The sequence below is a fragment of the Deinococcus grandis genome (assembly GCF_001485435.1).
GTDB classification, from domain to species: domain Bacteria; phylum Deinococcota; class Deinococci; order Deinococcales; family Deinococcaceae; genus Deinococcus; species Deinococcus grandis.
Genome location: NZ_BCMS01000001.1, coordinates 1030347 through 1055610, shown reverse-complemented (window position 1 = coordinate 1055610; position 25264 = coordinate 1030347). Strand labels below are relative to the sequence as shown.

The window sequence follows — 25264 nt, the reverse complement described above, 5'->3', positions numbered from 1 at the left end:
TTTCGCGTGCTGGACGTAAAGATTCCCTGGGTTTGCACTCACATGAGAAGCTGGGGGAACCGGGAAGATGACAGGCATGAAACCCACCCTGCTGGCCCTCCTGACCGCTGCCCTCCTCGCCTCCTGCGCGCCCAAGACGGAGTCCACCGAGACCTCCACCGACGGCACCACGACCACCACCACCACCGACACCGGCGTGGCCGCTGACAGCACCATGAACAACGACGACAGCGCCAACACCAGCGAAGAGATGGACATGGCGGCCGGCGACGGGCTCGAAGGCATGGTCATGAACTTCGACGGCACCGCCAAGACCTTCGGTCTGAACGAGAACGACAAGAACTACAACGTCAGCGTGACCGAGAGCACCACCTACGAAGGCAACGCGACGACCAGCGACGAGTTCTTCGGCACCGACCGCAACGACGCCAACGTCGCCGTGGAAGGCGAGATCGAAGGCGAGAACCTCGTCGCCAGCAAGATCACCCTCAACTAAACCACCCCACACGCCGGGCCGGGTTCCTTCGGGAGCCCGGTTTGTGCTGTGCCGTTACCCTGGGGAGGTGACCGACGTCCTCATCCGCCCGGCCCGTCCGTTCGACGCAGCATTTGCCGTCCCCCTGATCCAGGCGACCATCGGCCGGATCGGGTATGCGCTGACCGGCGTGACGGACGACGTGGCCGCCGAGCGGACCCTGCTGGGCTTCTACCCGCTGCGCGGCAATCGCCTGAGTTTCGAGCATCAGTTCATCGCGCAGTCGCCTACAGGGGAGCCATTGGGCCTGATCCTCGCGTACCCGGGTGAGCACGCCGAGGCGCTGGATGATCCGTTCCGCGAACGGCTGCACGCCCTGGGCCTGCCGGGCCGCATCGAGTCCGAGGGCACGCCCGGCGAGCTGTACGTGGATACCCTGGCGGTCACGGAGGCCGCGCGTGGGCAGGGAATCGGGGCGCGACTGCTGGACGCCGCTGTCGAGCGGGCGGCGACGCTGGGCCTGCACCAGGTGGGCCTGCTCGTCGAGGACGGCAATCCGGCCGCGCGGCTGTACGCCCGGAAGGGTTTCCGACCAGCGGGTACGCGGGCACTGGCGGGCGGGACGTACACGCATCTGGTGCGGGACGTGGGCTGAAGGTCCCCCTTAGGGTTGATCCCTTTCGGGTGTGCCGGGCGGTATGCTCCGCGCGTGCGCACTCCGGTTGTGGTTGGTCTGGTCGTCCTGGCGGGCGTGGTGGCGGTCGTGTCGCCCGCCGCGCCGTTTCTCGCGCGGTACGGCACGCTGCCGCGCAAGGCCGACGGGCCGGTGAACCTGGTGCTGGCCGGTGTGGACGTGGAATACAACGAGACCGCGCCGGTGTGGCCGTACCCGGCCCAGCCGGAATCGTACCGGGGGCGGACGGACACGATCATGCTGGCGCAGGCGTGGCCGGACGGACGGGTGAACCTGCTCAGCATTCCCCGGGACTCGTGGGTGAACGTCCCGCAGGCCGGGTGGGGCAAGGTCAACGGCGCGAACCGCAGCGGCGGCCCCGAGGGCCTGATGCGCGCCGTGCAGGACCTGACGGGCCTGCCGGTGGACGGCTACGCGCTGCTCAGCCTGAACGCCGTGCCCGCCCTGACGGACGCGGCGGGCGGCGTCACGGTGGACGTGGGGCAGGCCATGAAGTACGACGACAACGCCGGGAACCTCCACATCGACCTGAAGCCCGGGCGGCAGCGCCTGAACGGCGAGCAGATGGTGGGCTTCCTGCGCTTCCGGCACGACAACCTGGGCGATATCGGGCGGATCGGGCGTCAGCAGCAGTTCGTGGGGGCGCTGGGCGCGCAGGTGCGGAGCCCGCTGAACATGTGGCGGCTCCCACTGATGGTCGCGGCCATCGACCGCAACATGAAGTCGAACCTGACCCGCGCGCAGGTGGCGGCGCTGATGGGCGCGGGCCTGAGTGGCGTGAAGATCGAGACGCATCAGGTGCCCGGTAACTTCGGGTACCGGGGCGCGGCGAGCGTCTGGGAGGTAGACCGCGCCGCGTTGAATGCGCTGATCGCCAGGGAGTTCCGTGACCCGAACGATCCGCGGTCGCTGGGCGTGGCGGTCGTGAACACCGACGCCCCGGACGGCAGCGCCCGGCGATTGAAGGAGAGGCTGGAGGGCCTGGGGTACGCGAACGTCTGGATCGTGACCGAGGCGCGCGGTCCCGCGAAGACCACGGCGTCGGGCGCGGCGGCGGCGCGGGTGCTGCGCGACGTGGGCTTCGGGATGGTCACGGAGCAGCCACTGGCCTCCGGTGCGGACGTGACCGTGCGGCTGGGTTCGGATACACCCGCGCCCTGAAGGGCAGTGGGGAGTGGATCGGGTACACCCTGTCCCACTTCCTACTGCCCACTACCCACTTCCCCTCTTGATCTGAAACGATTCAGACCGTACTGTGCTGAGCATGACCTCCTCCCTGAAGTGGTGGCAGAGCGGCATCATCTACCAGATCTACCCGCGTTCCTTCCAGGACGACAGCGGCGACGGCGTGGGCGACCTGCGCGGCATCACCCGCCGCCTGCCGTACGTGGCCAGCCTGGGCGTGAAGGCCGTGTGGCTCTCCCCCATCTTCAAGAGTCCCATGCGCGACTTCGGGTACGACGTCGCCGACTACTGCGACATCGACCCGCTGTTCGGCACGCTGGAGGACTTCGACGCCTTCGTGGCCGAGGCGCACCGCCTGGACCTGAAGGTCATGCTGGACTACGTGCCCAACCACTCCTCGTCCGACCACGCGTGGTTCCAGGAGGCACTGACGGGCAAGGACAGTGCGAAACGCGACTGGTACGTGTGGCGCGACCCCGCCCCCGGTGGCGGCATACCGAACAACTGGAAATCCTTCTTCGGCGGCCCCGCCTGGACGCTGGACGAGGCCAGCGGACAGTACTACCTGCACCAGTTCCTGCCCAGCCAGCCGGACCTGAACTGGCGCAACCCGGCCGTGCGGCAGGCGATGTTCGACGCGCTGCGCTTCTGGATGCGCCGCGGCGTGGACGGCTTCCGCGTGGACGTCATCTGGCTGCTGGCCGAGGACGACCGCTACCTGGACGAACCCGAGAACCCCGACTGGCAGCCCGGGCAGCCCGAACACTGGAGCCTCCTGCACCCGTACACGCAGGACCAGCCGGAGACGCACGGGTACATCCGCGAGATGCGCGCCGTGCTGGACGAGTTCGACGACCGCATGATGGTCGGCGAGATCTATCTGCCGGTCGAGCAGCTCCTGCCGTACTCCGGCACGGAGGACGCGCGGATGGTGCACCTGCCGTTCAACTTCCACCTGATCCTGATGCCCTGGCAGGCGCAGGACGTGCGGCGCTTCGCGGACAGCTACGACGCGGCGAGCCTCGCGGCGGGCGCGTGGCCGAACTGGGTGCTCGGCAACCACGACCAGCACCGCTTCCGCAGCCGCCTGGGCGACGCGCAGTACCGCGTGGCGCAGACCCTGCTGCTGACCCTGCGCGGCACCCCCACCGTGTACTACGGCGACGAGATCGGCATGCGCGACGTCGAGATTCCCGCTGACCGCATCGTGGACCCCGCCGCGCTGCAACAGCCCGACAGCCCCGAGGCGGGCCGCGACCCGGAACGCACCCCCATGCAGTGGGACGCTGGCGTCAACGCGGGCTTCAGCGCCGACGGCACGAGCCCCTGGCTGCCCATCGCGGACGACTTCGCCACCCTGAACGTCGCCGCGCAGGAGAGCGACCCGGCCAGCGACCTGAACTACTTCCGCGCCCTGACCCGCCTGCGCCAGGAACATCCCGCGCTGATCGGTGGCACGTACCGCAGTGTGCACGCCCCGGACGACGTGTTCGCCTTCGTCCGCGAGGAGCATGGCGAGACCCTGACCGTCCTGCTGAACTTCGGCGCGCAGACCCACGACCTGGGCGCCCTGGCGGGCGGCGAGACCCTCCTGAGCAGCGTCGGCGACCAGCCCGTGAGCGGCGCGGCCCTGCGCCCGAACGAGGCCCGCATCCTGCGGGGTAAGGGGACGTAAGGAGCGGGGACAACAGGGAGAGGGGGAGGTTGTCCGGTGACAGCCTCCCCCCTCCTCTTCCGCTACGGCATGCGGGGGTGGATGTTCACGCTGATCGCGTCGGCGCTGTACAGGCACTCGTAGGGATACACCGTGACGCGACCGCCATCGTGACTCGTCAGTTCACCCCGCACCTGCCACAGCCCCGGGGTGAGGGCCTTCACGCCGGTCAGCCGGTTGGACTGTCCATCTGCCCCGTGATACTGCTTGGCCAGGACGAGGCGCGCGAAGCTCACGCACCGCTGCGTGATCGACTGCGGCTCCGGCAGCGGGTCGTCCGGAGGGAGGGTCACCGCAGGGGGCGGCGCCGTCCTCGCGTCACGCTTCGCCCGCAGTCCAGCCCCGAACGTCACGGCCAGTAGGATGCACGCCAGCATCAGTCCAGTCCTCTGCATCGTCGTCATCCCCGCCTCCTCTACTCAGGAGGGGGTGGGGTCCGTCACCGGACGAAGCCCACCCCTCCAGTGCCCACGTCCGCCGTCAGGTCGCGCGGCGGACCTGCATGACCTTCAGCAGCACGGGCACGATGCTGATCACGACGACGCCCCCCACGATGAGCAGGATGTACCGGTCGAGGTGGGGGATGCGGTCGCCCAGGAAGTACCCCAGCGCGGGGACGCTGACGCCCCACAGGATGGCGCCGAGGATGTTGTACAGCGTGAACGGCGCCAGGGGCATGCGGCTCACGCCCGCCATGGTGGGCACCAGGGTCCGCACGACCGGTACGAAGCGCGCGAGGACGACGGCCAGCCAGCCGTACCGCGCGAAGAACAGTTCGGCGCGGGTCACGTACTCGGGTTTGAAGTACCGGGCGTCCTGACTGGCGAACACGCGCGGTCCGAACTTCCCGCCGATGAAGTACCCGGCGACGCAGCCCAGGACCGCACCCGCGACGATGGCCGCCATGACGCCGCCCAGGCTCAGGGCGCCCCCGGCGGCGAGCACCCCGGCGGCCAAGAGCAGGGTGTCGCCGGGCAGGAAGAAGCCCAGCAGCAGGCCCGTCTCGGCGAAGACGATGGCGAACAGGCCCACGTAGGACGCGGAGAGGATCAGGCTGGTCAGGTCGTGCATACCCGCGCAGGCTACCGTGCCGCCCGGCACGGGCGCGTCACTCACAGGATGGAGGGCGCCCTTCATGAAGGCGGCCGCGCTGGTACGGGGCGGCCCTCAGCGGGCGCGGAGGTTGGTGGTGTTCCCGGCGGTGTCGGTCACGACGATGTCGGCCCAGATGCCGGTCGTCTCGGCGTAGAACTCGACCTCCCTGCCGGGGGTGATGTTCAGGCGGTTGCCGTCCACGCTGACCTGCGCCACGCGGACGTTGTCGCTGGCGACGCCCGAGACGCGGATGACGTTCCCGCTGCGTTCGAAACGGGTGACCTTCACGGCGGGCCGGGCGGGGTCCACGCTGACGGGCAGCACGAATTTCGCCTCGTTCCCGGCGGCGTCGCGGGCGGTGATGGTGTACTGCCCGGTGGGCGTGGACAGCACCGCCTGGAACTGGAAGCGGGCGATCTTGCGGCTGCCGGGCTGGATGGGGACGCTCTTGCCGTCCACCTGGATGTCGGTGACGCCCGTGTCGTCCAGGACGTAGCCCTGCACCAGGAAGCCGTTGGCGGTGCGGGTGGCGCCGGTGTCGGTGACGCTGATGCGCGGCGTGAAGTTGTCGGCGGTGCGGGCGCAGCTGCCCAGCATGAGGATCAGGCTGGCTCCCAGCAGGGCGAGGAGGGGGGCTCGGCGCATAGTGCGGGCAGTATACGCGCCGCGCACGGGGCGTTCAGACCGGGGTGACGGTGGGCGGCGCGGGTGGCGCTTAGAATGCCGGGCGTGAATTCGTCCGCCTCATCATCCGCTGCCGCTGCCGGCCCCGCGCCGCGCGTGTCGGCGTTCATTCCGGAGGGCACGCGCGACGTGCTGCCGCCCGAGTGGGCGCAGCGTGAAGCGATCCGCGCGCAGCTGTCCGGCCTGTTTTCCCGCTGGGGCTACCGGGGCGTGGAGGTTCCCGCCCTGGAGTACGCCAGCGCGCACCATCCGCAGGACGCCGTGGCGTTCAAACTGATCGACTCGGGCGGGCAGGTGCTGTCGCTGCGCAGCGAGTTCACGACCGCCGTGGGCCGCCTGGTCCGCACCCGGTACCCGCAGGGGCCATTCCCGCTGCGCTTGCAGTACTCGGGGCGGCTGTGGCTGCGCGCGCAGAACAGCGAACTGGGGCGCCTGCGGGAGTTCAATCAGCTGGGCGTGGAACTGATCGGCGTGGAGTCCGCCCGGTCGGACGCGGAACTGCTGCACCTGGCGGCGGCGGCGCTGCGTGAGGTCGGTCTGGGCGAGGTGGGGGTGGGTGCGGCGCTGGAGGTCGGGTACCCGGGCTTCGTGGACGCCGTGCTGGAGGACGCCGGGCTGCACGGCGCGGCGCGGGCGGCGCTGCATGACGCGATCGACCGCAAGAGTGGCGCGGACGTGGACCTGCTGTGCGGCCAGTTCGGGCTGGGCGGCGACACGCGCCGCACGCTGCACGCCCTGACGGACCTGTACGGCGGCCCCGAGGTACTGGACGCCGCGCAGGGGCTGGCGCAGGGCACGCGCGCGCACGAGGCGGTGGCGCACCTGCGCCGCGTGGCCGCGCTGTACGCGGGGCCGCTGCTGTTCGACCTGGGCGTCAGCCGCCGCTACGACTACTACACCGGGCTGACGTTCCGCGCGTACGCGCCGGGCCTGAACCAGCCGGTGCTGGGCGGGGGCCGCTACGCGCTGGAGGGCGGCCTGCCGGGCGCGGGCTTCGCGCTGGGCCTGGAACGCCTGATGCGCGCCCTGGCCGGCGACCTGCCCCCCGAGCCGGAACTGGTGCTGGCGCTGGACCTCGCGGCGGCCGAGGCGGCGCGCGCGCAGGGCCTGCACGCGGAACTCGCCTGGACGGACGACCGGGCCGACTTGCAGGCGTTCAGCGCGGCGCGCGGCATCCGACGCTGGGCCTACACCGACGGCAGCACGCTGACCTTCCAGCCCGCCACGGAGGTGACGCTGTGACCCCCGCCCCCACCCGGGACCCCGGGCACCTGACCCTGGCGCTGCCCAAGGGCCGCATCCTGGAAGACGCCATCGCGCTGCTCTCGCAGGCGGGCCTGCCGCTGGCTATGCCCGAGAAATCCCGCGCGCTGCGCCACGAGTTCCCCGGCGTGACGGTGCTGGAACTGCGCAACCAGGACGTGCCGGTGTACGTGGACCTGGGCGTCGCGGACGCCGGGATCGTCGGGAAGGACGTGCTGATCGAGTCGGGGCGCACCGTGTACGAACCGGTGGACCTGCGCTTTGCCGGGTGCCGCCTCTCCCTGATCCGCGAGGTCGGCGCGGACGGGGACATCGCGCGGGTCGGCACGAAGTACCCCCGCGCGGCCCGCGCGTACCTGAACGCGCGCGGCATTCCCGCCGAGATCGTCAAGCTCAGTGGGAACATCGAACTGGCGTGCCTGACGGGCCTCGCGGACGCCGTGGTGGACCTCGTGCAGACGGGCAGCACCCTGCGCGCGAACAACCTGGAGGAGGTGGACGTGCTGTTCCACTCGACCGCGCGGCTGGTCGTGAACCGCGCGGCCCTCAAGACCCGCCGCGAGCGCCTGCGGCCCCTGATCGAGCGCCTGCGCGAACTCACCTCGGCCTAGGTGAACCAGAAGAGGTGGGAGGTGGGCGTGCTGGCGTCCCACCTCCCACCTCCGTTGTCGCCCTTCAGGGCATCGCGGCGTTCAGGGCGCGTTCCATGCGGGTCAGCGCCTCGGTCAGCAGTTCGCGGCTGGTGGCGAAGTTCAGGCGGATGAAGCCCTGGTACTGCGGCTTGTGGCCCTCGTGCGCGAAGACCGGGCCGTCGTGGATGGCGACCCGCGCGTCCTCCAGCAGGAACGCCTGGATGTCCCCGGCACGCGGGTGGGCGCGCAGGTCCAGCCACGCGAGGTACGTCGCCTCGGGAACGTGGAAACGCACCCAGGGGAGACGCTCGCGCAGGAACGCCGCCATGAAGTCGCGGTTGCCCCGCAGGTACTGGACGGTCTCGGCCAGCCAGGGGCCACCCTCGGCGAGCGCGGCGCGCCACATGGTGACGCTCAGGGCGCTCTCGTGACCCATCAGGCCGCCCGCCGCGCCGCGCACGCGGGTCAGCAGCTGGGCGTTGTGGCTGATCATCGCGCCGATGCCCAGCCCGGCCGTGTTGAAGGCCTTGCACGGCCCGGTCAGGGTGATGGTGCGGCTCTGCACGCGCGGGTCGGCGGCGAACGCCTCGAACGGCTGACCCGTGAAGCGCAGATCGGCGTGCAGTTCGTCGCTCATGACGAACAGGTCCCGCGCCAGGACGAGATCGCGCAGTTTCTGCAGTTCCTCGGCGGTCCACACGCGCCCGGTGGGGTTGTGCGGGTGACACAGCAGCAGCAGACGCGACCCGCGCGACGCGGCGTCCATCGCCGCCCAGTTGATCTCGAAGCCGTTCTCGCCGTCGCGCAGGGGCACGCCCGCCACGCGGCGGCCCAGATCCGTGATCGCCAGATGGAACGGGTGGTAGATGGGCGTCATGGTCACGACCGGTTCACCCGGCGTGGTCAGGGCGTGCACGGCGGCGTAGATACCCGGCACGACGCCCGGCAGGAACGTCACGTTCTCGTGCGTCAGGCCGTCCAGGCCCTGCGCGGCCAGCTTAGGCAACAGCGCGTCCTTCAGGCGGGTGTCGCCGCGCAGCTGCGCGTAGCCCAGCCCGGCGTCCAGCCGCTCGTGCAGCGCCCGCATGATGGGCGGCGCGACCGGGAAGTCCATGTCCGCCACCCACATGGGAATGACGTCTTCCGGGTACAGCGTCCACTTCAGGGAATCGGGGTGACGCAGGGCCGTGACGTCCAGCGTGTCGCGCGGATTGAGGGTGTCCGTCATGTCCGCGAGCATACGCCCCGCCCATGAGGCGGCGGGAAGGAGGGAGTGGGGAGTAGGCAGTGGGAGGCGAACGCCTGGGCATCCGCCCCTGCCCGTCCGCAGTCACAGCCCCCCAGACTCCTGGGACGCGGACCACCGACCCACTCCCCACTTCCCACTCCCCACAGCCCTCCCCCGCTAGACTGCGCCTCATGCTGGCGATCATTGGCGCGATGGATGAAGAGATCGAGTTGCTTCTGGCGGACCTGATGGCCCGCGAGGACCTGTCGTTCCCCGGCGTGACGCTGCACCGGGGCGCGCTGGACGGCGTGCCGGTGCTGCTGACGCGCGGCGGGATCGGGAAGGTGAACGCCGCGATGACCACGACGTACCTGCTGATGCAGGGCGCGACCCGCGTGATCTTCACGGGCGTGGCGGGCGGCGTGCACCCCGAACTGCGTGTCGGGGACATCGTGGTGAGTACGGACTGCGTGCAGCACGACGTGGACGTGACGGCGCTGGGCTACGCGGCGGGGACCGTGCCGGGTGAACTGCCGGCGTGGCCTGCCGACGACACGTTGCGGCTGGTGGCGCTGGAGGCCGCGCGGGACGTGGAGGGCATCCGCGTGCTGGACGGCCGCGTGGCGAGCGGGGATCAGTTCATCGCGTCGAAGGAGGGCGTGACGCGCCTGTGGACGGGTTTCGGCGCGGCCTGCGCGGAGATGGAGGGCGCGGCGGTCGCGCAGGTGTGCGCGAAGGCCGGGGTGCCGTTCGTGGTGATCCGCTCGGTCAGCGACACTGCCGACCATGACGCGAAGGTGGATTACCGGGAGTTCATGCCGCTGGTGGCCCGCCACGCCAAGCAGGTCGTGCGCGGCATGCTCGCGCGCCTGAGCGCCCAGGCGGGCTGAGCCTGTGACGTCCGGGTCGGTCACGGCGCGCCTGCCGGCCCCGGCTCGCTTCGTGCTGGGGCTGGGGCTGCTGCTGGCGTTCGCGGCGGCCGGTCAGGCCCTGACGGGCGCGCTGGGGCTGCCGCTGCCGGGGTCGGTGGTGGGGCTGGTGCTGCTGTGGGCGGCGCTGGGATTGAAAGTGGTTCGGCTGCACTGGATCACGGACGCCGCCGACGGGCTGCTGGGCATCCTGGGCCTGCTGTTCATTCCGGCCACCGTGGGCTTCCTGCAGTTCCTCAGCGCGGGGGCCGCGTGGGGCCTGTGGCTGCTGGTGATGACGGCGGGCCTGCTGGTGGGCGCGGGCGCGGCGGGTCTGCTCGCGTCGCGCCTGCTGCGCCCGGAGGACTCTTGATCTGGGTCATGGTCACGCTGCTGGCCTTCGCGGCGGGCGTGCTGACGCAGCTGCGGCTGCGGTCCCCACTGGCGAACCCGACCCTGATCGGCACGCTGCTCGTCGCCTCTGCCCTGCTGCTCACGCGGGTGCCGTACGACACGTACCTGCATGACGTGCAGCCGCTCTCGGCGCTGCTCACGCCCGCCGTGGTCGCGCTCGCCGTGCCGCTGTACCGCCTGCGGGCACTCCTCGCCCGGCAGTGGCGCGCCCTGCTGATCGGCGGACTGACCGGGACCACGCTGGGCGTCACGGTGGACACGCTGCTCGCCCGCGCGCTGCACCTCTCCCCCGACGCGCAGCGGGCCCTGCACACCGCGCCCGCCACCAGCCCCGTCGCGCTGCAGCTCGCGCCGTTCACGCACGCGCCCCCTGCACTGGCCGCCACGCTCGCCGTGCTGTCCGGCCTGATCGGCGCGCTGATCCTCCCCGCCCTCCTGACCGCCCTGCGCGTCCGGCACCCCCTGGCGCGCGGCATCGCCATCGGGTCCGTCTCGCACGGCGTCGGCACCGCCCGCGCCCGCGAGGAAGGCGAACAGGCGGGCGCCGCCTCCTCCATCGGCATGGGGCTCGCGGCGCTGACCGTCACGCTGATCGTGGCCGTCGTCGGGGGGAGTGGGCAGTAGGAAGTGGGTCGGACGCTCGCGTCCCAACCGCCGGAGGGCCGCTCCACCACAGGTCAGTGACCGAACGGGCACCGCCTACCCCTCCACTTCCCACTCACCACTCCCCACTGCCCCGCACCGCCTTGACCTTCGCCCACGCAGCCGGGATGCTGGGGGGGATGGCGCGCAAGGTGAATCCCATTCAGGACCGGGCGCGGCGGGCGGCGCTGGAGAAGGCGGCGTACCTCGCGATCTACGAGCGGGGGTACGCGGGCGTGACGCTGGCGGACATCGCCGCGCACGCCGGGGTCAGCCGGGGGACGCTGGTGTACCACTTCGGGAGCCGCGCGGGGTTGCTCGCGGCGGTCATGCGGCGATTCTCGCGGACGATCGCGGTGGCGACGCGGCGCGCGGTGCGCCTGTCGGGCACGCCCGAGGGGAAGCTGCGGGCGTACGTGGACAACCAGTTCTACGGTCTGGTGAACACCCGGCGGTTCTACACGGTGTCCCTGGACTTCCTGGCGGCCGCCACACGCGACGCGGAACTGATGACCATGCAGCGGGCGTTCCTGGCAGAGTCCCTGGCGGTGGATCTGGAACTGGCGCGACTGGCGGGGTCGGCGGGCGCGGAGGGCCGGGCGCGGCTGCTGCGCGCCATCGTCGAGGGCCTCAGCGTGCGCTTCCTGGCCGACCCGGACCCGGACCTCGCGCTGTACCGCGCGGACTGCATGACGGGCCTGCGCGCCGTGCTGGGCTGGCCGCCTGAGAACGCCGATGTACGGGAGCAAGGTTCACCGGAGCTCGCGTGAACGCTTTCCATATTGCCCTCTCCCCTTGTGGGAGAGGGAGGGACTCGGAGAGCTGCGCAGCTGAGGAGCGGAGCGACGGAAGGGTGAGGGGGCAATCAGGTGACTGCGCTGGTATTGACTCCACTTGAGTCTCTGATCAGACGTTCACGCCGTCCAGGGTGGCGATGCCGTGTTTCAGGGCGTACAGGGCGGCCTGGGTGCGGCTGTCCAGGCCGAGTTTGCTGAGCAGGCGCGACACGTGGGTCTTGACGGTGGCTTCGCTGACGCCCTGGTCGGTGGCGATATCGCGGTTGCTGTACCCGTGGGCGAGGAGTTGCAGGACGATGGTTTCCTTGGGGGTGAGGCTCTCGCGCATCTCGCCGCCGCGGAAGTCCCGGACGAGGCGTTTGGCGGCTTCGGGGTGCAGGCGGACCTCGCCGCGGGCGGCGGCGTGGATGGCGTCGGCCAGCGTGTCTGAACTGGCGTCCTTGAGCATGTAGCTGATCGCGCCCGCCTCGATGGCGCCGTTCACCTTGTGTTCTTCGAGGGTGCTGGTCAGGGCGATGACCTCGGTGTCGGGGTGCTGGCGTTTGAGGGTGCGGGTGGCGGTGATGCCGTCCATGACGGGCATCATCAGGTCCATGATGACCACGTCGGGGTGCAGGGTGGCGGCGGCCTGGAGGGCTTCCTCGCCGTTGGCGGCCTCGCCGATCACGTCGATCAGCGGGTCGAGGCCGAGGAAGAGGCGCAGGCCCTGGCGGACGACGGCGTGGTCGTCGACGAGCAGCACGCGGACGGTGGCGGGCGAGGCGGTGGGTTCGGGAGTAGGGTCGTGGGTCATGTGGGGTCTCCGGGTGGGGGGCTATCGGCGGGTCAGGGAGCGGCTGGAACTGGCGGGCGGGTCGGGCGGATCGGGGGCGCGGGCGGGGTCGCGGGTGATGGTGACGCTGCGGCTTCCGGCGTCCACGAACACGTCCAGCGCGGGCGTGGGGCTGGGGGGACGGTCCGGGGGGAAGTTCAGCGTGTCGCGGTCGGGGTAGCGGACGCGGGCGGTCAGGGTGGGCGGGAGGATCAGGGTGACGTGGCCGCTCTGGCTGCGGATGTCGAGGTTCCCGCGCGTGCGGGCGGTGGCGGTGATGCGGATGTCGCCGCTGCCGGTGGTGACGGTGCCGCGCCCGGTGAGGACCGGGAGGGTCAGGCGGACGCGGCCGCTGTCGGTACCGACGCCCAGGGTCTGGGTGGTCAGGCCGCCCAGGTCGAGGCGCTGGTCGCCGCTGCCGGTGTTGACGCGCAGCGCGTCGGTGAGGCTGCTGCGCGGGGCGGTCAGGGTGACGGCGCCGCTGCGGCTGACGGCGCTGATCGCTCCGGCCTCGCGGGCGGGGAGGGTTAGGGTCTGGTCGCCGCTGTCGCTGCGGACGGTCAGGGCGCGCAGGCGCAGCGGCGTGAGGGTCAGGGTCTGGTCGCCGCTGGCGGTGCTCGTGCTGAGCGTGACGGGCAGGTCGCGGCTGACCCCGACCTCCAGGCGGTGCTGCACGCCTTCGGGGCCGCTGATGATCACGCCGCGTTCGCGCAGGGGCTGCACGTTCAGGGTCAGGGCGGCGGTGATGGCGCGGCCCTGGCGGGTCACGTCGGCCTGTACGGGGTTACGGGCGCGGTGGTGCGCGCGGCCGCGCAGGGCGTAGGGACTCCCGGCGTTCAGCGCGGTGATGGTCAGGTCGGTGCGGTCCCCGCCGACGGTCAGGGCGGCGCTGCTGGCGAGGTCCAGCGGGAGCGGACCGTCGAGCTGCACGCTGATGGGCGTGTCCTGCACGCTCATACCGGGCGTCAGGGTGCGGCCGCTGCCCTGCCACACGAGCAGGCCGCCCACACCGGCCAGCAGCAGTCCGGCGGCCATGCGGCGCAGGGTGGGCGCCAGGGGGCGAGAGGCGGGCAGGCTGGTCACGCGCTCACCTCCGGCCGGGTGGCGGGGAGGGTCAGGGTGACGCGGGTGCCCTGGCCGGGGTCGCTGAGGACTTCCAGGGTGCCGCCCGCCCCGGCGGCGCGTTCGCGCATGCTGCGCTGCCCGAGGGTGCCGCGGCCCTGGGCGGTCACGTCGAAGCCGCGCCCGTCGTCGCGGACGCTCAGGGTGACGTGCCCCTCGTCCTGGGTGACGCTCAGCCACACCTGACCCGCGCGGGCGTGCTTGACGGTGTTGTGCAGGGCCTCCTGCGCCACGCGGTACGCGGCGGCCTGCGCGTCGGGGCTCAGGGCGGGTTCCTCGCGCAGGTCCGCGTGGACGGTCAGGCCGTGGCGGGCTTCGAGCGCGTGGGCGTGCTGGGTCAGCGCGGCGATCAGGCCGCCTTCCTCCAGCGCGTCGGGGCGCAGGCTGAACAGCAGCGCCTTCATCTCCGACACGCCGCCCTCGGCGAGGCGGATGGTGTACTCCAGGCTCTGGCGGGTGCGGTCCGGGTCGCGTTCCAGGGTGGCGCGGGCGGTCTTGGCGCCCAGCGTGATGCCGTACAGCGCCTGCGCGACGCTGTCGTGCAGTTCACGGGCCAGCCGGGCGCGTTCCTGCTCCCCGGCACGCGCGCCCGCCCGTTCGATCAGCTGCGTGGCGTGCAGCGCGGTCCCGGCGTGGTCGGCGATGGACAGCAGGAACGCCAGTTCGTCCGCGCCGGGCCGGGTGCCCGGGGCGTACAGGGCGCGCAGGGTGCCGCCGTCCGCGCCGGCGCTGGCGGGCAGCGTGACGGGCAGCGCCGCCAGCGCCGCCCCGCCGCTCAGGGGCGTCAGGCTGGCCTCGCCGGGCGCCGGGGGGCGGGTCAGCGGGCCGCTCAGCGCCGCGAGGTCCGGCGGGCCGAAACCGGCGTCCAGGGCGCGCAGCGTGCCGTCCGGGGCGACCAGCGCGACCGCGTCGGCGGTGCTGGCCGCCCGCGCCTGGGTGGTCAGGTCGCGCAACGTGGCGGGCAGGTCGTCGCCCAGCGCGACCCGCCCGGCGGCGCGGCGCAGGGCGATCACCTCGCGCCGCGCCGCCTCGGCCGGGTCGCGGGCGAGCAGCGCGGCGCCCAGTCGGGTCCACATGCGGCCCATCAGGTTCACGACACCCGCCGTGACGATCAGCGCGCCCGCCCCGGTCAGCATCAGGCCCGCCACGGCGACCGGACCGGGTTCCAGCGTCCACTCGTTCCACACCAGCGGGACGCTCTTGTCCATCAGCCACACCGGGGCGCCCAGGCCCAGCACGACCGCCGCGAGCAGCGCCGCGAGCACCACCCAGCAGATCAACCCCAGCGGCAGCTGGATCACGTGGAACAGCAGCGTGCGGTACGTGGCGGGGTCGCCCAGCGTGGCGCCCAGCCACCCGAGCAACCCACCGGGCCGCAGCGCCGCCCCCGGCCGCGCGAACCGCACGCCCAGGACGCCCATCAGGGCGCGCTGCGCGTCCCCGAGCCCCACGACCAGCCACAGCGCCCCGATCAGGAACAGCGCCCCGATCAGGACCGGCAGGCTCAACACGCCCACGAGCACGGCGGCCGTCAGCAGCGCCGCCACGAGCGTCCCGGCAGGCACGCTGAGCAGCACGTACGCGGCGGCGCGGTACGTGGCCGGGTCCAGCAGTTCCGCCAGCGCGTGCCGGGGGGCGGGGCGGGCGGGTCGGGTCGGGCCTCCCTGATCCATCACCCTTATCATGCCGCGCAGCGTAGCGGTCCGCAGCGGCGCGTGACGTCCCCCGAAAGACGCACGGTCACGCGGGAGACCCTGTGGATCCCGCCGGTCTACGCCTGGGCGGTCAGGGCGGCGTGCTGGGCGGGCCAGTCGCGCCGCCACGCCTCGAAGGCCGCCGGGGGCAGGGGCGGCGCGAACAGGTAGCCCTGCATGGCGGCGCAGCCCAGGTCCAGCAGGGCCCGGACCTGGGCGGGCTGCTCGACGCCCTCGGCGATCACCTGCAGGTTCAGGGCGCGGCCCAGCCCGATGATGGCGGTGATCAGCGCGGTCGCCTGCGGGCCGCTGCGGCCGGGCGCGAGGAACGACCGGTCGATCTTCAGGGTGGTCACGGGGAACTCGTGCAGGTAGCTGAGGCTGGAGTACCCGGTGCCGAAGTCGTCGATGCTGACCTGCACGCCCAGCGCCCGCAGCGCCGCGAGGTTGCGCTGGACGTGCTCGACGTGCCGCATCAGGATGGTCTCGGTGACCTCCAGTTCCAGCAGGTGCGCGCTCAGGCCGCTGGCACGCAGTTCCTCCTGCACGGTTTCCAGGAAGCCGGTCTCGCCGAACTGCGCCGCCGAGATGTTCACCGACACCGGCAGGGCGTGCCCGTCGTCCGACCAGCGGCGCGCCTGCGCGCAGGCCTCGCGCAGCACCCAGCGGCCCAGCGGGACGATCAGTCCGGTCTCCTCGGCGACCGGGATGAACATGGCGGGGGACACCGGGCCGTCCGGGCCGTTCCAGCGCAGCAGGGCCTCGGCGCCGAGCAGTTCGCCACTGGCGGGATTCACCTTCGGCTGGTACGCCAGCCAGAACTGCCCGGCGTCCAGCGCGGCGCGCAGGTCGTGCCGCAGCTGCTGCTGCCGCTGGATCTCGCCGTGCAGCGCGCGGGAGTAGAAATGGTGGCGGTTGCGCCCGTCCGCCTTGGCGCGGTACATGGCGGCGTCGGCGTGCTTGAGCAGCTCGTCGGGGTCCGCGCCGTCCTGCGGGTACAGGGCCGCGCCCAGGCTGAGCGTGACGTGCACCGCCTGCCCGTCCAGGTCGTACGGCGCGGTGACGGCCGCCATGAGTTTGCCGATCACGGTCTGCACGTGCGCGGCACTGCTCACCTCGGGCAGCAGGATGATGAACTCGTCCCCACCCTGGCGGCTGACGGTGTCCGAGGCGCGCAGGCTGCCGGTCAGGCGGCGGGCCACCTCGCGCAGCAGCTGATCCCCGGCGTGGTGCCCCAGGCTGTCGTTGACGTCCTTGAAGTGGTCGAGGTCCAGGAACAGCACCGCGAACGGCGTGCCCCGGCGCCGGGCCAGGGTGGTCGCCTGCGCGATCCGGTCGCGCAGCAGCACGCGGTTGGGCAGGTCGGTCAGCGTGTCGTGCTGCGCGAGGTGACTCATGCGCAGCGCCATGGTGCGGGCCTCGGTGACGTCATGGAAGACGATCACGGCGCCCAGCAGCTCGCCGGACTCGCTGAGGATCGGCGCGGCGGAATCCTCCACGCTGAACAGCGCGCCGCTGCGCGACCGCAGCGCGGTGCCGCCCACCATGCCCATGATCTCGCGGCGGCGCAGCGCGGCCCGCAGGGGGTTCGGGGCGGCCCCCAGGGTCGTCTCGTCCAGCAGGGGCATGACCGTCTCGATGGGCTGCCCGGCGGCGTCCTCGTTGGTCCAGCCGGTCATGCGCTGCGCGACCGGGTTCAGGAACGTGACGTTCCCGTGCGGGTCGGTGGTGATCACGCTGTCCCCGATGCTGGCCAGGGTCACGCGCGCCAGTTCCCGCTGCTCACGCAGCGCCTGCTCGGCGCGGCGGCGGGCCGTCACGTCGGTGCCCAGCGCGAAGAACCCGCGGATCTCACCGCCCTGCACGTCCGGCACGTACCGCAGCTCGGTGTGCCGCTCGCGGCCCGCCGCGTCCGTGATGGTCCGGTCGAACACCTGCGCCTCGCCGCGCAGCACAGCGTCCATGAACGGCCGGTTCAGGCGGTACGCGTCCGCGCCGATCACGTCCCGGATGTGCCGCCCGCGCATCTGCCGCGGGGTCTTCCCGAACCAGTCCAGGTACGCGCGGTTCCCGAAACGGTTGCGCAGCCCGGCGTCCCAGTAGCCGATCATGGCGGGCAGGTTGTCCAGCAGCACCTGCATGTCCCGCTGCGCCTGCACCCGCGTGGTCACGTCCGACAGCGTGCCGGTCACGCGCGTGACGACGCTCCCGTCACGGGCCGTGACGCGGCCCCGCAGCGCCAGCCAGCGGTCCACGCCGTCCGCGCCACGCTGCCGGAACTCCAGGTCGATCACGTCCGCCTTGCCCTGCGCGTGCCGCCGGTAGGCGCGCAGCAGCCGGGGCCGCTCGCCGGGCGGCAGGGCCCGCCACCACGCGCGCAGGGTCCGCCCGCCCAGCGGCACGCCGCCCAGCAGCACGCAGCGGTCGGTGCAGTCCAGGGTCCCCAGCGGCGGCCGCCAGTCCCAGATGCCGTCCTGCGTGGCGTCCACCGCCAGGTGCAGCCGCTCGGTCAGGTCCTGCACGGCCGTGACGTCCTGCACCTGCAGCAGCAGCGCGCCCGGTTCGCCCGACGTGCCCGCCAGCAGCGAGACCCTGACCTGCGCCTGCACGACACTGCCGTCCCGCCGCAGGTACCGGCGGCGCCGCTCGAACCCGTCCTGCGCGCCGTCCAGGGTCCGCCGCACCTGCGTGTCGTCATCGGGCCGGTCGTCGGGGTGCGTCACGTCCCGCGCGGCGCGGCCCAGCAGGTCGGCGCGCGAAACGTCCAGCAGGTCGCACAGCGCGTCGTTGACGTCCAGGAACGCGCCGTCGGTGCCCAGCAGCGCCATCCCGATGGATGCGCGGCGGAACGCGGCGGCCAGCAGCTGCGCGCGCTGCTCAGGCATGATCGGACGGGGCGGACATGAATGGCAACATGTGGGGAACGCCCGGAGTGTACCGCACGCCGCGCCGCGCGGTCAGCAGGCTCACGCGGCGGGCCCACATGGACAAAACCCCGCCGAAGCGAGGCTTTTTCTGTCTGGTGGGCGGTATAGGATTTGAACCTACGACCCTTCGCGTGTGAAGCGAATGCTCTACCGCTGAGCTAACCGCCCGGTGTTGTGGTGGGCCCTGCCGGATTTGAACCGGCAACCAATCGGTTATGAGCCGACTGCTCTGACCGTTGAGCTAAGAGCCCGCAGAGCTTTTCTTGGCTGCCCTCGTTCAGGGCGAGGGGAAGTGTACCAACGGGCCGGGGGCTTGTCAAACCCCCGCCCCGGCCCTGCCTGAGTGACGCGCGTGTGGGGGCGTGGCGGGCGGGTAGAGTGCGGGGCATGCGTGTCGTGCATGTGGCGTCCGAGGTGTTCCCGTTCTCGCGGTCCGGTGGGCTGGGCGACGTGCTGGGCGCGCTGCCGGCGCAGCAGGCGCGGCTGGGCGCGGCGGTGACGGTGGTCTCGCCGTGGTACGCGGATATCGCGCAGCCCGTGCGGGAGGTCTGGCGCGGGGCGCTGGACGCGCCGGGGTCGGTGCCGCTGGCGGACGTGCGGGTGGGGGAACTCGTGCAGGGTGGCGTGCAGTTCCTGTTCGTGGGGCTGGGGGCGTTCGATCGTCCTGGGTTGTACTTCCCGGATGACGTGTGGCGGTTCACGCAGTTCGCGCGGGCGGTGCTGCCGGCGCTGGAGCGCGTGGGTGTGGTGCCGGACGTGGTGCACGCGCATGACTGGCAGGCGGGTCTGGTGGTGGCCCTGGCGCGCCTGGCGGGGGTGCGGGCGGTGTTCAGCGTGCATAACCTGCAGTACCAGGGGCGCTGGAACCTGCTGGACGGCATGGGCTGGACGGGGCTGCCGGAGTGGGCGTTCACGCATGAGGGCCTGGAGTTCCACGGGGACGTGAACCTGATGAAGGCGGGGCTGGTGTTCGCGTCGCAGGTGACGACGGTCAGTCCGACGTACGCGCAGGAGATCACCACGCCCGAGTACGGGGAGGGCCTGGAGGGGCTGCTGGTGCGTCTGACGCACGAGGGGCGCCTGAGTGGCATCCTGAACGGGCTGGATCAGGACCGCTGGGACCCGCGCACGGACGTGGACGTGACGCCGTTCGCGGACGTGGCGGGCAAGGCGGCGTGCGGGGCGGCGCTGCGCGCGGAGTTCGGCCTGGACGACGCGCCGGTCCTGGCGGCGGTCAGTCGACTGGCCGAGCAGAAGGGCATGGACCTGCTGATCGAGGCACTGCCCATCCTGACGCGGGACTGGAACGTGGTGGTGCTGGGCGGCGGGGATCCGCGCCTGGAGTCGGGGCTGCGCGAGTGGGCGGCGCATCCGCGCGTGGCGTTCGCGCAGGGCATGAACGAGCCGCTGGCGCACCGCATCTACGCGGGCGCCGACGCGTTCGTGATGCCCAGCCGCTTCGAGCCGTGCGGGCTGTCGCAGATGATCGCCATGCGGTACGGGACGCTGCCCGTGGTGCGTGAGACGGGCGGGCTGGTGGACACCGTCCCGCACGAGGTGGGGTTCCGTTTCGTGGGGGCGACGCCGCAGGCGCTGGTGGACGCGTGCGCCGAGGCCCGGCTGACCTTCGACGACCGCGCGGAGTGGACGGCCCGCGCGCAGGAGGCCATGAGTCTGGATTTCAGCTGGGACGGCCCGACCCGTGAGTACCTGGGACTGTACGCGCGGGTGCTGAGCAGTCCGCTGCGCCCCCTGCCCGGTCCGGTGGACGCGTGACCGTTCAGGTCGAGCGGCTGTCCGGGGATGGCCTGACGACCGTCCTGGCCGCGCTGTACGACGCGCCGCAGGAGGCGGTCGCGTGGATGGCCGAGGCCTGCACGGCGGCGTGGGTGGCGTTCGAGGTGCAGCCCGGCGAGGACGGCCCGCGCGAGGTGGTCCTGGGCGCGGCCGGGACGCGGCCCAGCCCGGCGCACGGGTCGGAACTGCTGGGCGGCGTGTTCAGCGGCCCGCTGCGGGACGCGGCGGCGCTGGCCCTGGCGGACGCCGCGCGTGCCGAGGTGGGCCGCGCTTACGTGTTCGCCGACGGGCACCTGTTCCCGCCTGAACCGTTCCTGGACCTGGGCTGGCGCGAGACGGGTGCGTACCGCCGCCTGGAGGGCCGCGTGCCCTACCGGCACGTCACGCCGCCGGACGGCGTGACCCTGCGCGCCCTGGCGGACACGCCGCACGCGGCGCGGCTGGAGGCGCTGCGCACTTACGAGGACCGCATCGGGCACCACGCGGTGCACGAGGACGCCGCGCGGGACGGCGCGGGGGATTTCGACGCGCACGTCAGCGTGGTCGCGCTGGACGACCAGGGGCGCGGGGTGGGCGTGTGCCGCGCCGCGATCGAGGACGGGCAGGGCCGCGTGGACGCGCCGGGCGTGCACCCGCTGTGGCGGCACACGGCGCTGCGTTCGGCGCTGCTGAACGAGGTGAACACCCACCTGCGCGCGCGCGGCGTCACGCAGCTGAGCATGGACTCGTGGGGCGACACGCCCGAGGACCTCGCGCACGACCTGAAGTGGGGCCTGCACGTCGTGGACGAGACGCCGCTGCTCAGCTCGCCCTGACCTGCGCGCTGAACGTGGGCGGCGGCGCGGTCGAATTGCGCCGCTGCGGTACCATCGGGGGTGTGAATCTCGCGGTGGTGCTCGTTTCTCCTAAAACTCCTGGCAATATCGGTTCGGCGGCGCGCGCCATGCTGAACATGGGGGCGCGGGACCTGCGGCTGGTCGCGCCGCGCTGCGACCACCTGGATTCCGGCGCGGTGGCGATGGCCGTGCACGCGGCGGACCTGCTGCGCGAGGCGAAGATCTACCCGACGCTGCGCGAGGCGCTGGCGGACCGGGACCTCAGCGTGGGCACGACGGCGCGCCTGCGGGCGGATCTGGCGCCGCCGCAGCACCCGGCGTACGTGCGTCCGCTGGTGCGCGCGGCGGCCGCGCCCGCACTGGTGTTCGGCCCGGAGGAGACCGGGCTGATCAACAGCGACCTGGAGCAGTGCCAGCTGGCGGTGCGCATCCCGACCGGGGATTACGCGAGCCTGAACCTGGCGCAGGCGGTGCTGCTGGTGTGTTACGAGTTCCTGCAGGGGCAGGACGAACTGCCGGAGCGGCAGCGCAAGACCGCCACGCGTGAGGAGATGGAGGCGCTGTACGGGCACCTGCGCGAGACGATGACCCTGATCGGGTACACGGACGCGGTGCGGGCGCGGCACACGCTGCGGCTGTGGCGGGCGACGCTGGACCGCGCGCTGATGAGCAGCGCCGAGAGCCGCCTGTTCCGCGGGCTGCTGCGGCAGGTGCAGTGGAAGGTGGAGGACGCCGCCGCGCGCGGCACGACCGCCCCCCGGCAGGCTCCGGCGCCGGACGCCCCCGAGCTGGATCTCCCGGCCACCGACGACCAGCCCGGGTACTGAAGGGGGACGCCGGGACGGCCCGCCCGGCGCGGCGGGCCTAGACTGGGGGCATGACGGACGCTCCTGCGCCGCGCCAGCCTGCTCCTGACGCCCTGACCCCCGACCTCTCGCCCCTGCCGGACGGGCTGCCGGACGCCCTGCCGGAGACGCTGGACGGCGCGCCGGTGCGGGGGCCGCGGGGGTTCCGGCTGTCGGACCGCGTGCGGGTGGTGCGTAACGTCCTGCCGCCGCTGATCGTGCTGGTGGTGGGCGTGGTGGAGTTCCTGATCTCGCTGCTGCCCGGCGCGGCGCTGGAGCTGTGGGCGCACCTGCTGTTCTACGGGCTGGTGGGTCCGGCGGTGACGTACTTCAGCGTGGAGTGGATCGCGGAGGGCACCCGCGCGCGCGAGCGGGCCGAGCGGCAGCTGCTGGACCTGTACGGCGAGCTGCGGGTGTCGCACGCGCGGCTGGGCGCGGTGCAGGAACTCATGCGCGACCTGTCGGACGCGGCGGACATGGGCGCGGTGCTGGACGTCGCGGCGCGCGGCGCGGTGCGCGTGACCGGGGCGCAGCGGGCGACGCTGACGGTGCCGGGCGGCCTGAGCGGCACGGCCCGCGCCGAGGGCGCCAGCGGGGCGGCGGGGCCGCTGCATCCGCTGAAGGTGCCGGTGCCGGGCGGCGGGGCGCTGGCCCTGCACTTCCAGGAGCCGCCCCCGGCGGACGCCGAGGCGCTGGCGCAGGCGCTGGCCTCGGAGGTCGCGCGGGGTGTGGAGGCGGTGCGGCAGCGGACGCTGGACCTGATGACGCTGTACTCGGTGGATCAGAGCATCCGCGCCGAGCGCAACATGCGCCGCCTGCTGGGCCGCGTGACGCACGCCATGGCGGGCCGCGTGGGGGCCGGGGCGCGCGCGGTGGTCCTGAGCGATCAGGACGGGGTGCTGCGGCTGGAGTACGCGCAGGACGCGCACGGCGAGCGGCGCGGCGGGGTGGCTCCGGCCTTCGCGCAGCGCGTCGCGCACGCCGAGGCGGCCCTGAAGGCCACCGACGAGGAGGCCAGCGAGGTGTTCCCGGAGGCCCGCAGCGTGCTGGGCCTGCCCATGCGGGACGAGGAAGGCCTGGTGGGCGTGCTGCTGCTGGGCGACCCGGACCCGAACGCCTTCGACGACGCGCGGGTGTCGCTGCTGGCGCTGATGGCGGGGCAGGCGACGCTGGCGGTCCGCAACGCGCGGGCGTACCTGTACTCGGAGGAACTGGCGATCAGCGACGAACGCGCCCGCATTGCCCGCGAGATTCACGACGGGGTGGCGCAGTCGCTGGCGTTCGCGGCGCTGAAGCTGGACGTGGTGGCCCGGCAGATCCACACGGACCCCCCGAAGGCGGAGGCCGAGGTGCGCGCGGCGACGACGCTGCTGCGCGAGCAGATCCGCGAGGTGCGCCGCTCGATCTTCGCGCTGCGGCCCATCGACCTGGAACGCTACGGGCTGCTGGAGACCGTGCGCCGCTACGTGCTGGATTTCGGCGAGCAGAACAATCTGCGGGTGCACCTGAACGTCAGCGGGGACGTGCACCTGTCGCCCGGGGACGAGGCGGTCGTGTTCCGGATCCTACAGGAGAGCCTGAACAACGTCGCCAAGCACGCCCGCGCGCAGGAGGTCAAGGTGACGCTGCACGGCGCGGAGGGCGTGACGCTGCGCGTGCAGGACGACGGCGCGGGGTTCGATCCGGACTCGATCTCGGGTCGCGTGAGCAGCGCGGGCGGTCTGGGCCTGCTACAGATGCGCGAGCGGATCGAGGCGCGCGGCGGGCTGTACCGCGTGCTGTCCAGCCCCGGGCACGGCACCCTGGTCGAGGCGGAACTCCCGCAGGGGTGAGGTCCGCGCCTTCCCGCATGGCGGGCCGGGGTGGTCCGGACCTGTGGCGCGGCGGGTGAAGTACCTCACGCTTAGGGCGCGGACTGGCAGGCTCCTGTGACGGCGTCCCCCCTACCCTGGCGCATGACCTTCGCGGATACTTCCTTCGAGGCGCGCACCTGGGCGCTGATGGGCCTGCTGTCCCGCGCGGACGGCAGCGTCATGACCCTCGCCGAGTACGAGGACGTCTGGGACGAACTGATGAGTGCCGTCGAGGCGCGCGGGCTGCGCTTCTCGGGCCGGGCGATGCCTCTGGACCTGGACGCCCTGTCCCCACAGGCGGTCCGCGCCGCGCTGCACCCCCAGGACCGCGGCGTGAACGAACCCCTGTAATACGGACTCCGGTTGAAAGGTTTGCAAAATCTTTCAACCCGAGCGGAGCGAGTAGGAGAAAAACGGGTTCCGGACGTGGAGTTAACGGATCGGTGGTGTTCCGATCTGTCAACGAAACAGACGGAATCCGTATAACCAGAGCCGGTCAGCCGGAGGCCGGATCAGCCGGGCAGCTGGATGAATTCCAGGATGGTGCCGTCCGCGTTGTGCAGGTAGGCCAGCTGCGCGCCGACCGGGCCTGGGCCCTCGGTGACGGTCGCCACCTGTCCGCGCACCTGCCAGCCCCAGGGTTCGCTGTCGCGGATCAGGGCGGCCAGGTCCGCCACGCGGAACGCGAGGTGCCAGGAGCCGATGTCGGCCGGGCTGGGCCGGTACGTGGCGTGGCCTTCGGGGGCGAGGGGCTGGTACAGTTCGACGGTCTGCCCGTGCAGGGCGAGCAGGGCGAGGTGGCTGCGCAGGCCGGGCACGCCGGTTTCCTGTTCGGGGAGGGGACCGCCGACCTCGGTCTGGCCGAGCAGGGTGAAGCCCAGGACTTCCTGCCAGTAGCCGAGCTGATGGGTCAGGTCGCTGACGGCGATGGCGGTGTGGACGGTGCCGAGGACGTGGCCGCTCATGGTCGGGGCAGCGCGGCGCGGATCTTGGCTTCCATGCCTTTCAGGACGCTGGGGTGGCGCAGCGCGGCGACCAGGGCGCGGGTGGCGTGGTGTTCGCTGCCGCTCAGGGCGTCCTGGAGGTGCTCGCGGATGGCGGGGTGCAGGGTGCCGTGGGGCCACAGCAGGTCGCGCAGCAGGTCGGCGGCGGGCAGGTCGCGTGAGGACGGGCCGGCGCGGGTCAGGTGCAGGGTGGCGTGCCCATGGGCATCGCAGGTCAGCTGGGCGTGGACGGGGTGCCCGGCGTGGCGGGTGACGTGTTCGATGGTCTGCTGGAAGGCGCGGGTCAGGTTCAGGGCGAGGCTGCGGCCCAGCAGGGTCAGGCGGGGGGGGTCGTGCGCAGTGACGTGCAGGGTCTGCGTGAGTTGCCGGGCGAGGCGGTCGCCTTCGGTCATCAGGGCGGCGTGGGGGTCTGGGGTCATGGGGGTCTCGGGGTGGGAAGAGAGGCCGGACGCTGTCTGGACAGCTGGGCGTCCGGGGTGGGGGCATCGGGGAGCGGGCGGCGCGGCGGGGGGGCCTGAGCGGTCGGGGAACGGGGCGGCGCAGGACGCGCCCAGGCACAGCAGGGACAGGATGTTCACCCGGTTCGGGGGGCGGTGGTGGGCCAGTCGGGATCTCTGGTGGGTCGGGGGCGGCGCTCAGCAGAT

Annotated in this window: 25 protein-coding genes and 2 tRNA genes; 15 read left to right on the top strand and 12 right to left on the bottom strand. The window is 72.4% G+C overall.

Going from position 1 to position 25264, the window contains the following annotated elements; translation table 11 throughout:
• Positions 1 to 76 precede the first annotated feature (76 nt).
• The 4 genes from DEIGR_RS05310 (at position 77) to DEIGR_RS05295 (ending at position 4029) form a co-directional block, all read left to right on the top strand.
• Positions 77 to 496 carry a hypothetical protein gene (locus DEIGR_RS05310; protein ID WP_058975906.1) on the top strand — a complete coding sequence of 140 codons (420 nt, stop codon included), beginning with the start codon at positions 77 to 79 and terminating at the stop codon, positions 494 to 496.
• Between the two features lie 67 nt (positions 497 to 563).
• Positions 564 to 1130: a GNAT family N-acetyltransferase gene (locus tag DEIGR_RS05305; protein WP_058975905.1), complete on the top strand. Its 567-nt coding sequence runs from the start codon at positions 564 to 566 to the stop codon at positions 1128 to 1130.
• Between the two features lie 54 nt (positions 1131 to 1184).
• Positions 1185 to 2330, top strand: a complete 1146-nt coding sequence (locus DEIGR_RS05300; RefSeq protein WP_058975900.1) for an LCP family protein — start codon at positions 1185 to 1187, stop codon at positions 2328 to 2330.
• A gap of 103 nt (positions 2331 to 2433) precedes the next feature.
• On the top strand, positions 2434 to 4029 hold the full coding sequence (locus tag DEIGR_RS05295; RefSeq protein ID WP_058978543.1) for an alpha-amylase family glycosyl hydrolase: 1596 nt from the start codon (positions 2434 to 2436) through the stop codon (positions 4027 to 4029).
• 62 nt (positions 4030 to 4091) lie between these two features.
• Here DEIGR_RS05295 and DEIGR_RS05290 read toward each other — a convergent pair whose 3' ends face one another.
• From DEIGR_RS05290 to DEIGR_RS05280, 3 genes are all read right to left on the bottom strand, one after another.
• Positions 4092 to 4472, bottom strand: a complete 381-nt coding sequence (locus DEIGR_RS05290; protein ID WP_153013638.1) for a hypothetical protein — start codon at positions 4470 to 4472, stop codon at positions 4092 to 4094.
• Between the two features lie 76 nt (positions 4473 to 4548).
• The gene (locus DEIGR_RS05285; RefSeq protein ID WP_058975897.1) at positions 4549 to 5139 is read right to left on the bottom strand and encodes a DedA family protein; all 591 of its coding nucleotides are present in this window, start codon (positions 5137 to 5139) and stop codon (positions 4549 to 4551) included.
• A 96-nt stretch (positions 5140 to 5235) separates the two neighbouring features.
• Positions 5236 to 5808 carry a hypothetical protein gene (locus tag DEIGR_RS05280; protein ID WP_058975896.1) on the bottom strand — a complete coding sequence of 191 codons (573 nt, stop codon included), beginning with the start codon at positions 5806 to 5808 and terminating at the stop codon, positions 5236 to 5238.
• Between the two features lie 84 nt (positions 5809 to 5892).
• Between DEIGR_RS05280 and DEIGR_RS05275 the strand changes: the two genes are divergently transcribed.
• Positions 5893 to 7089 carry an ATP phosphoribosyltransferase regulatory subunit gene (locus DEIGR_RS05275; RefSeq protein WP_407638304.1) on the top strand — a complete coding sequence of 399 codons (1197 nt, stop codon included), beginning with the start codon at positions 5893 to 5895 and terminating at the stop codon, positions 7087 to 7089.
• Positions 7086 to 7721 (top strand): ATP phosphoribosyltransferase, encoded by a 636-nt coding sequence (gene hisG / locus DEIGR_RS05270; RefSeq protein WP_058975894.1) that lies wholly within the window; start codon positions 7086 to 7088, stop codon positions 7719 to 7721. Before DEIGR_RS05275 ends, hisG begins: the two co-directional genes overlap by 4 nt.
• 64 nt (positions 7722 to 7785) lie before the next feature.
• Here hisG and DEIGR_RS05265 read toward each other — a convergent pair whose 3' ends face one another.
• Complete coding sequence (locus DEIGR_RS05265; RefSeq protein WP_058975892.1) at positions 7786 to 8970, bottom strand: MalY/PatB family protein; 1185 nt, start codon at positions 8968 to 8970, stop codon at positions 7786 to 7788.
• A 191-nt stretch (positions 8971 to 9161) separates the two neighbouring features.
• On the opposite strand from DEIGR_RS05265, the gene DEIGR_RS05260 reads away from it, so the two are divergent.
• From DEIGR_RS05260 to DEIGR_RS05245, 4 genes are all read left to right on the top strand, one after another.
• On the top strand, positions 9162 to 9860 hold the full coding sequence (locus DEIGR_RS05260) for a 5'-methylthioadenosine/adenosylhomocysteine nucleosidase (RefSeq protein ID WP_058975890.1): 699 nt from the start codon (positions 9162 to 9164) through the stop codon (positions 9858 to 9860).
• 4 nt (positions 9861 to 9864) lie between these two features.
• The gene (locus DEIGR_RS05255; protein WP_058975888.1) at positions 9865 to 10251 is read left to right on the top strand and encodes a CidA/LrgA family protein; all 387 of its coding nucleotides are present in this window, start codon (positions 9865 to 9867) and stop codon (positions 10249 to 10251) included.
• Positions 10248 to 10916 carry an LrgB family protein gene (locus tag DEIGR_RS05250; RefSeq protein ID WP_058975886.1) on the top strand — a complete coding sequence of 223 codons (669 nt, stop codon included), beginning with the start codon at positions 10248 to 10250 and terminating at the stop codon, positions 10914 to 10916. The genes DEIGR_RS05255 and DEIGR_RS05250 overlap by 4 nt, the downstream gene beginning before the upstream one ends.
• A gap of 158 nt (positions 10917 to 11074) precedes the next feature.
• The gene (locus tag DEIGR_RS05245; RefSeq protein ID WP_058975884.1) at positions 11075 to 11704 is read left to right on the top strand and encodes a TetR/AcrR family transcriptional regulator; all 630 of its coding nucleotides are present in this window, start codon (positions 11075 to 11077) and stop codon (positions 11702 to 11704) included.
• A 136-nt stretch (positions 11705 to 11840) separates the two neighbouring features.
• Here DEIGR_RS05245 and DEIGR_RS05240 read toward each other — a convergent pair whose 3' ends face one another.
• The 6 genes from DEIGR_RS05240 to DEIGR_RS05215 form a co-directional block, all read right to left on the bottom strand.
• Complete coding sequence (locus DEIGR_RS05240; protein ID WP_058975882.1) at positions 11841 to 12524, bottom strand: response regulator; 684 nt, start codon at positions 12522 to 12524, stop codon at positions 11841 to 11843.
• Between the two features lie 21 nt (positions 12525 to 12545).
• On the bottom strand, positions 12546 to 13625 hold the full coding sequence (locus tag DEIGR_RS05235) for a DUF4097 family beta strand repeat-containing protein (RefSeq protein ID WP_236704657.1): 1080 nt from the start codon (positions 13623 to 13625) through the stop codon (positions 12546 to 12548).
• The gene (locus DEIGR_RS05230) at positions 13622 to 15337 is read right to left on the bottom strand and encodes a sensor histidine kinase (protein ID WP_058975880.1); all 1716 of its coding nucleotides are present in this window, start codon (positions 15335 to 15337) and stop codon (positions 13622 to 13624) included. The genes DEIGR_RS05235 and DEIGR_RS05230 overlap by 4 nt, the downstream gene beginning before the upstream one ends.
• A 98-nt stretch (positions 15338 to 15435) precedes the next feature.
• Positions 15436 to 18243 (bottom strand): sensor domain-containing protein, encoded by a 2808-nt coding sequence (locus tag DEIGR_RS21560; RefSeq protein ID WP_058975879.1) that lies wholly within the window; start codon positions 18241 to 18243, stop codon positions 15436 to 15438.
• 135 nt (positions 18244 to 18378) lie between these two features.
• Positions 18379 to 18453 (bottom strand) — tRNA-Val (locus DEIGR_RS05220).
• Between the two features lie 7 nt (positions 18454 to 18460).
• Positions 18461 to 18536 (bottom strand) — tRNA-Ile (locus DEIGR_RS05215).
• A 136-nt stretch (positions 18537 to 18672) separates the two neighbouring features.
• Here DEIGR_RS05215 and DEIGR_RS05210 point away from each other — a divergent pair.
• The 5 genes from DEIGR_RS05210 (at position 18673) to DEIGR_RS05190 (ending at position 23967) form a co-directional block, all read left to right on the top strand.
• Complete coding sequence (locus tag DEIGR_RS05210) at positions 18673 to 20061, top strand: glycogen synthase (protein WP_058975876.1); 1389 nt, start codon at positions 18673 to 18675, stop codon at positions 20059 to 20061.
• Positions 20058 to 20897, top strand: coding sequence for a hypothetical protein (locus DEIGR_RS05205; protein ID WP_058975875.1), 840 nt, complete (start codon positions 20058 to 20060; stop codon positions 20895 to 20897). Before DEIGR_RS05210 ends, DEIGR_RS05205 begins: the two co-directional genes overlap by 4 nt.
• Before the next feature lie 62 nt (positions 20898 to 20959).
• The gene (locus DEIGR_RS05200) at positions 20960 to 21745 is read left to right on the top strand and encodes an RNA methyltransferase (RefSeq protein ID WP_058975873.1); all 786 of its coding nucleotides are present in this window, start codon (positions 20960 to 20962) and stop codon (positions 21743 to 21745) included.
• A 50-nt stretch (positions 21746 to 21795) separates the two neighbouring features.
• Positions 21796 to 23595, top strand: coding sequence for a GAF domain-containing sensor histidine kinase (locus DEIGR_RS05195; protein ID WP_083523933.1), 1800 nt, complete (start codon positions 21796 to 21798; stop codon positions 23593 to 23595).
• Positions 23596 to 23718: 123 nt separating this feature from the next.
• Complete coding sequence (locus DEIGR_RS05190; RefSeq protein WP_058975871.1) at positions 23719 to 23967, top strand: hypothetical protein; 249 nt, start codon at positions 23719 to 23721, stop codon at positions 23965 to 23967.
• Between the two features lie 161 nt (positions 23968 to 24128).
• Here DEIGR_RS05190 and DEIGR_RS05185 read toward each other — a convergent pair whose 3' ends face one another.
• The gene (locus tag DEIGR_RS05185) at positions 24129 to 24581 is read right to left on the bottom strand and encodes a VOC family protein (RefSeq protein WP_058975869.1); all 453 of its coding nucleotides are present in this window, start codon (positions 24579 to 24581) and stop codon (positions 24129 to 24131) included.
• Positions 24578 to 25039 (bottom strand): hypothetical protein, encoded by a 462-nt coding sequence (locus DEIGR_RS05180; protein WP_058975867.1) that lies wholly within the window; start codon positions 25037 to 25039, stop codon positions 24578 to 24580. Before DEIGR_RS05180 ends, DEIGR_RS05185 begins: the two co-directional genes overlap by 4 nt.
• Between the last annotated feature and the right edge of the window lie 225 nt (positions 25040 to 25264).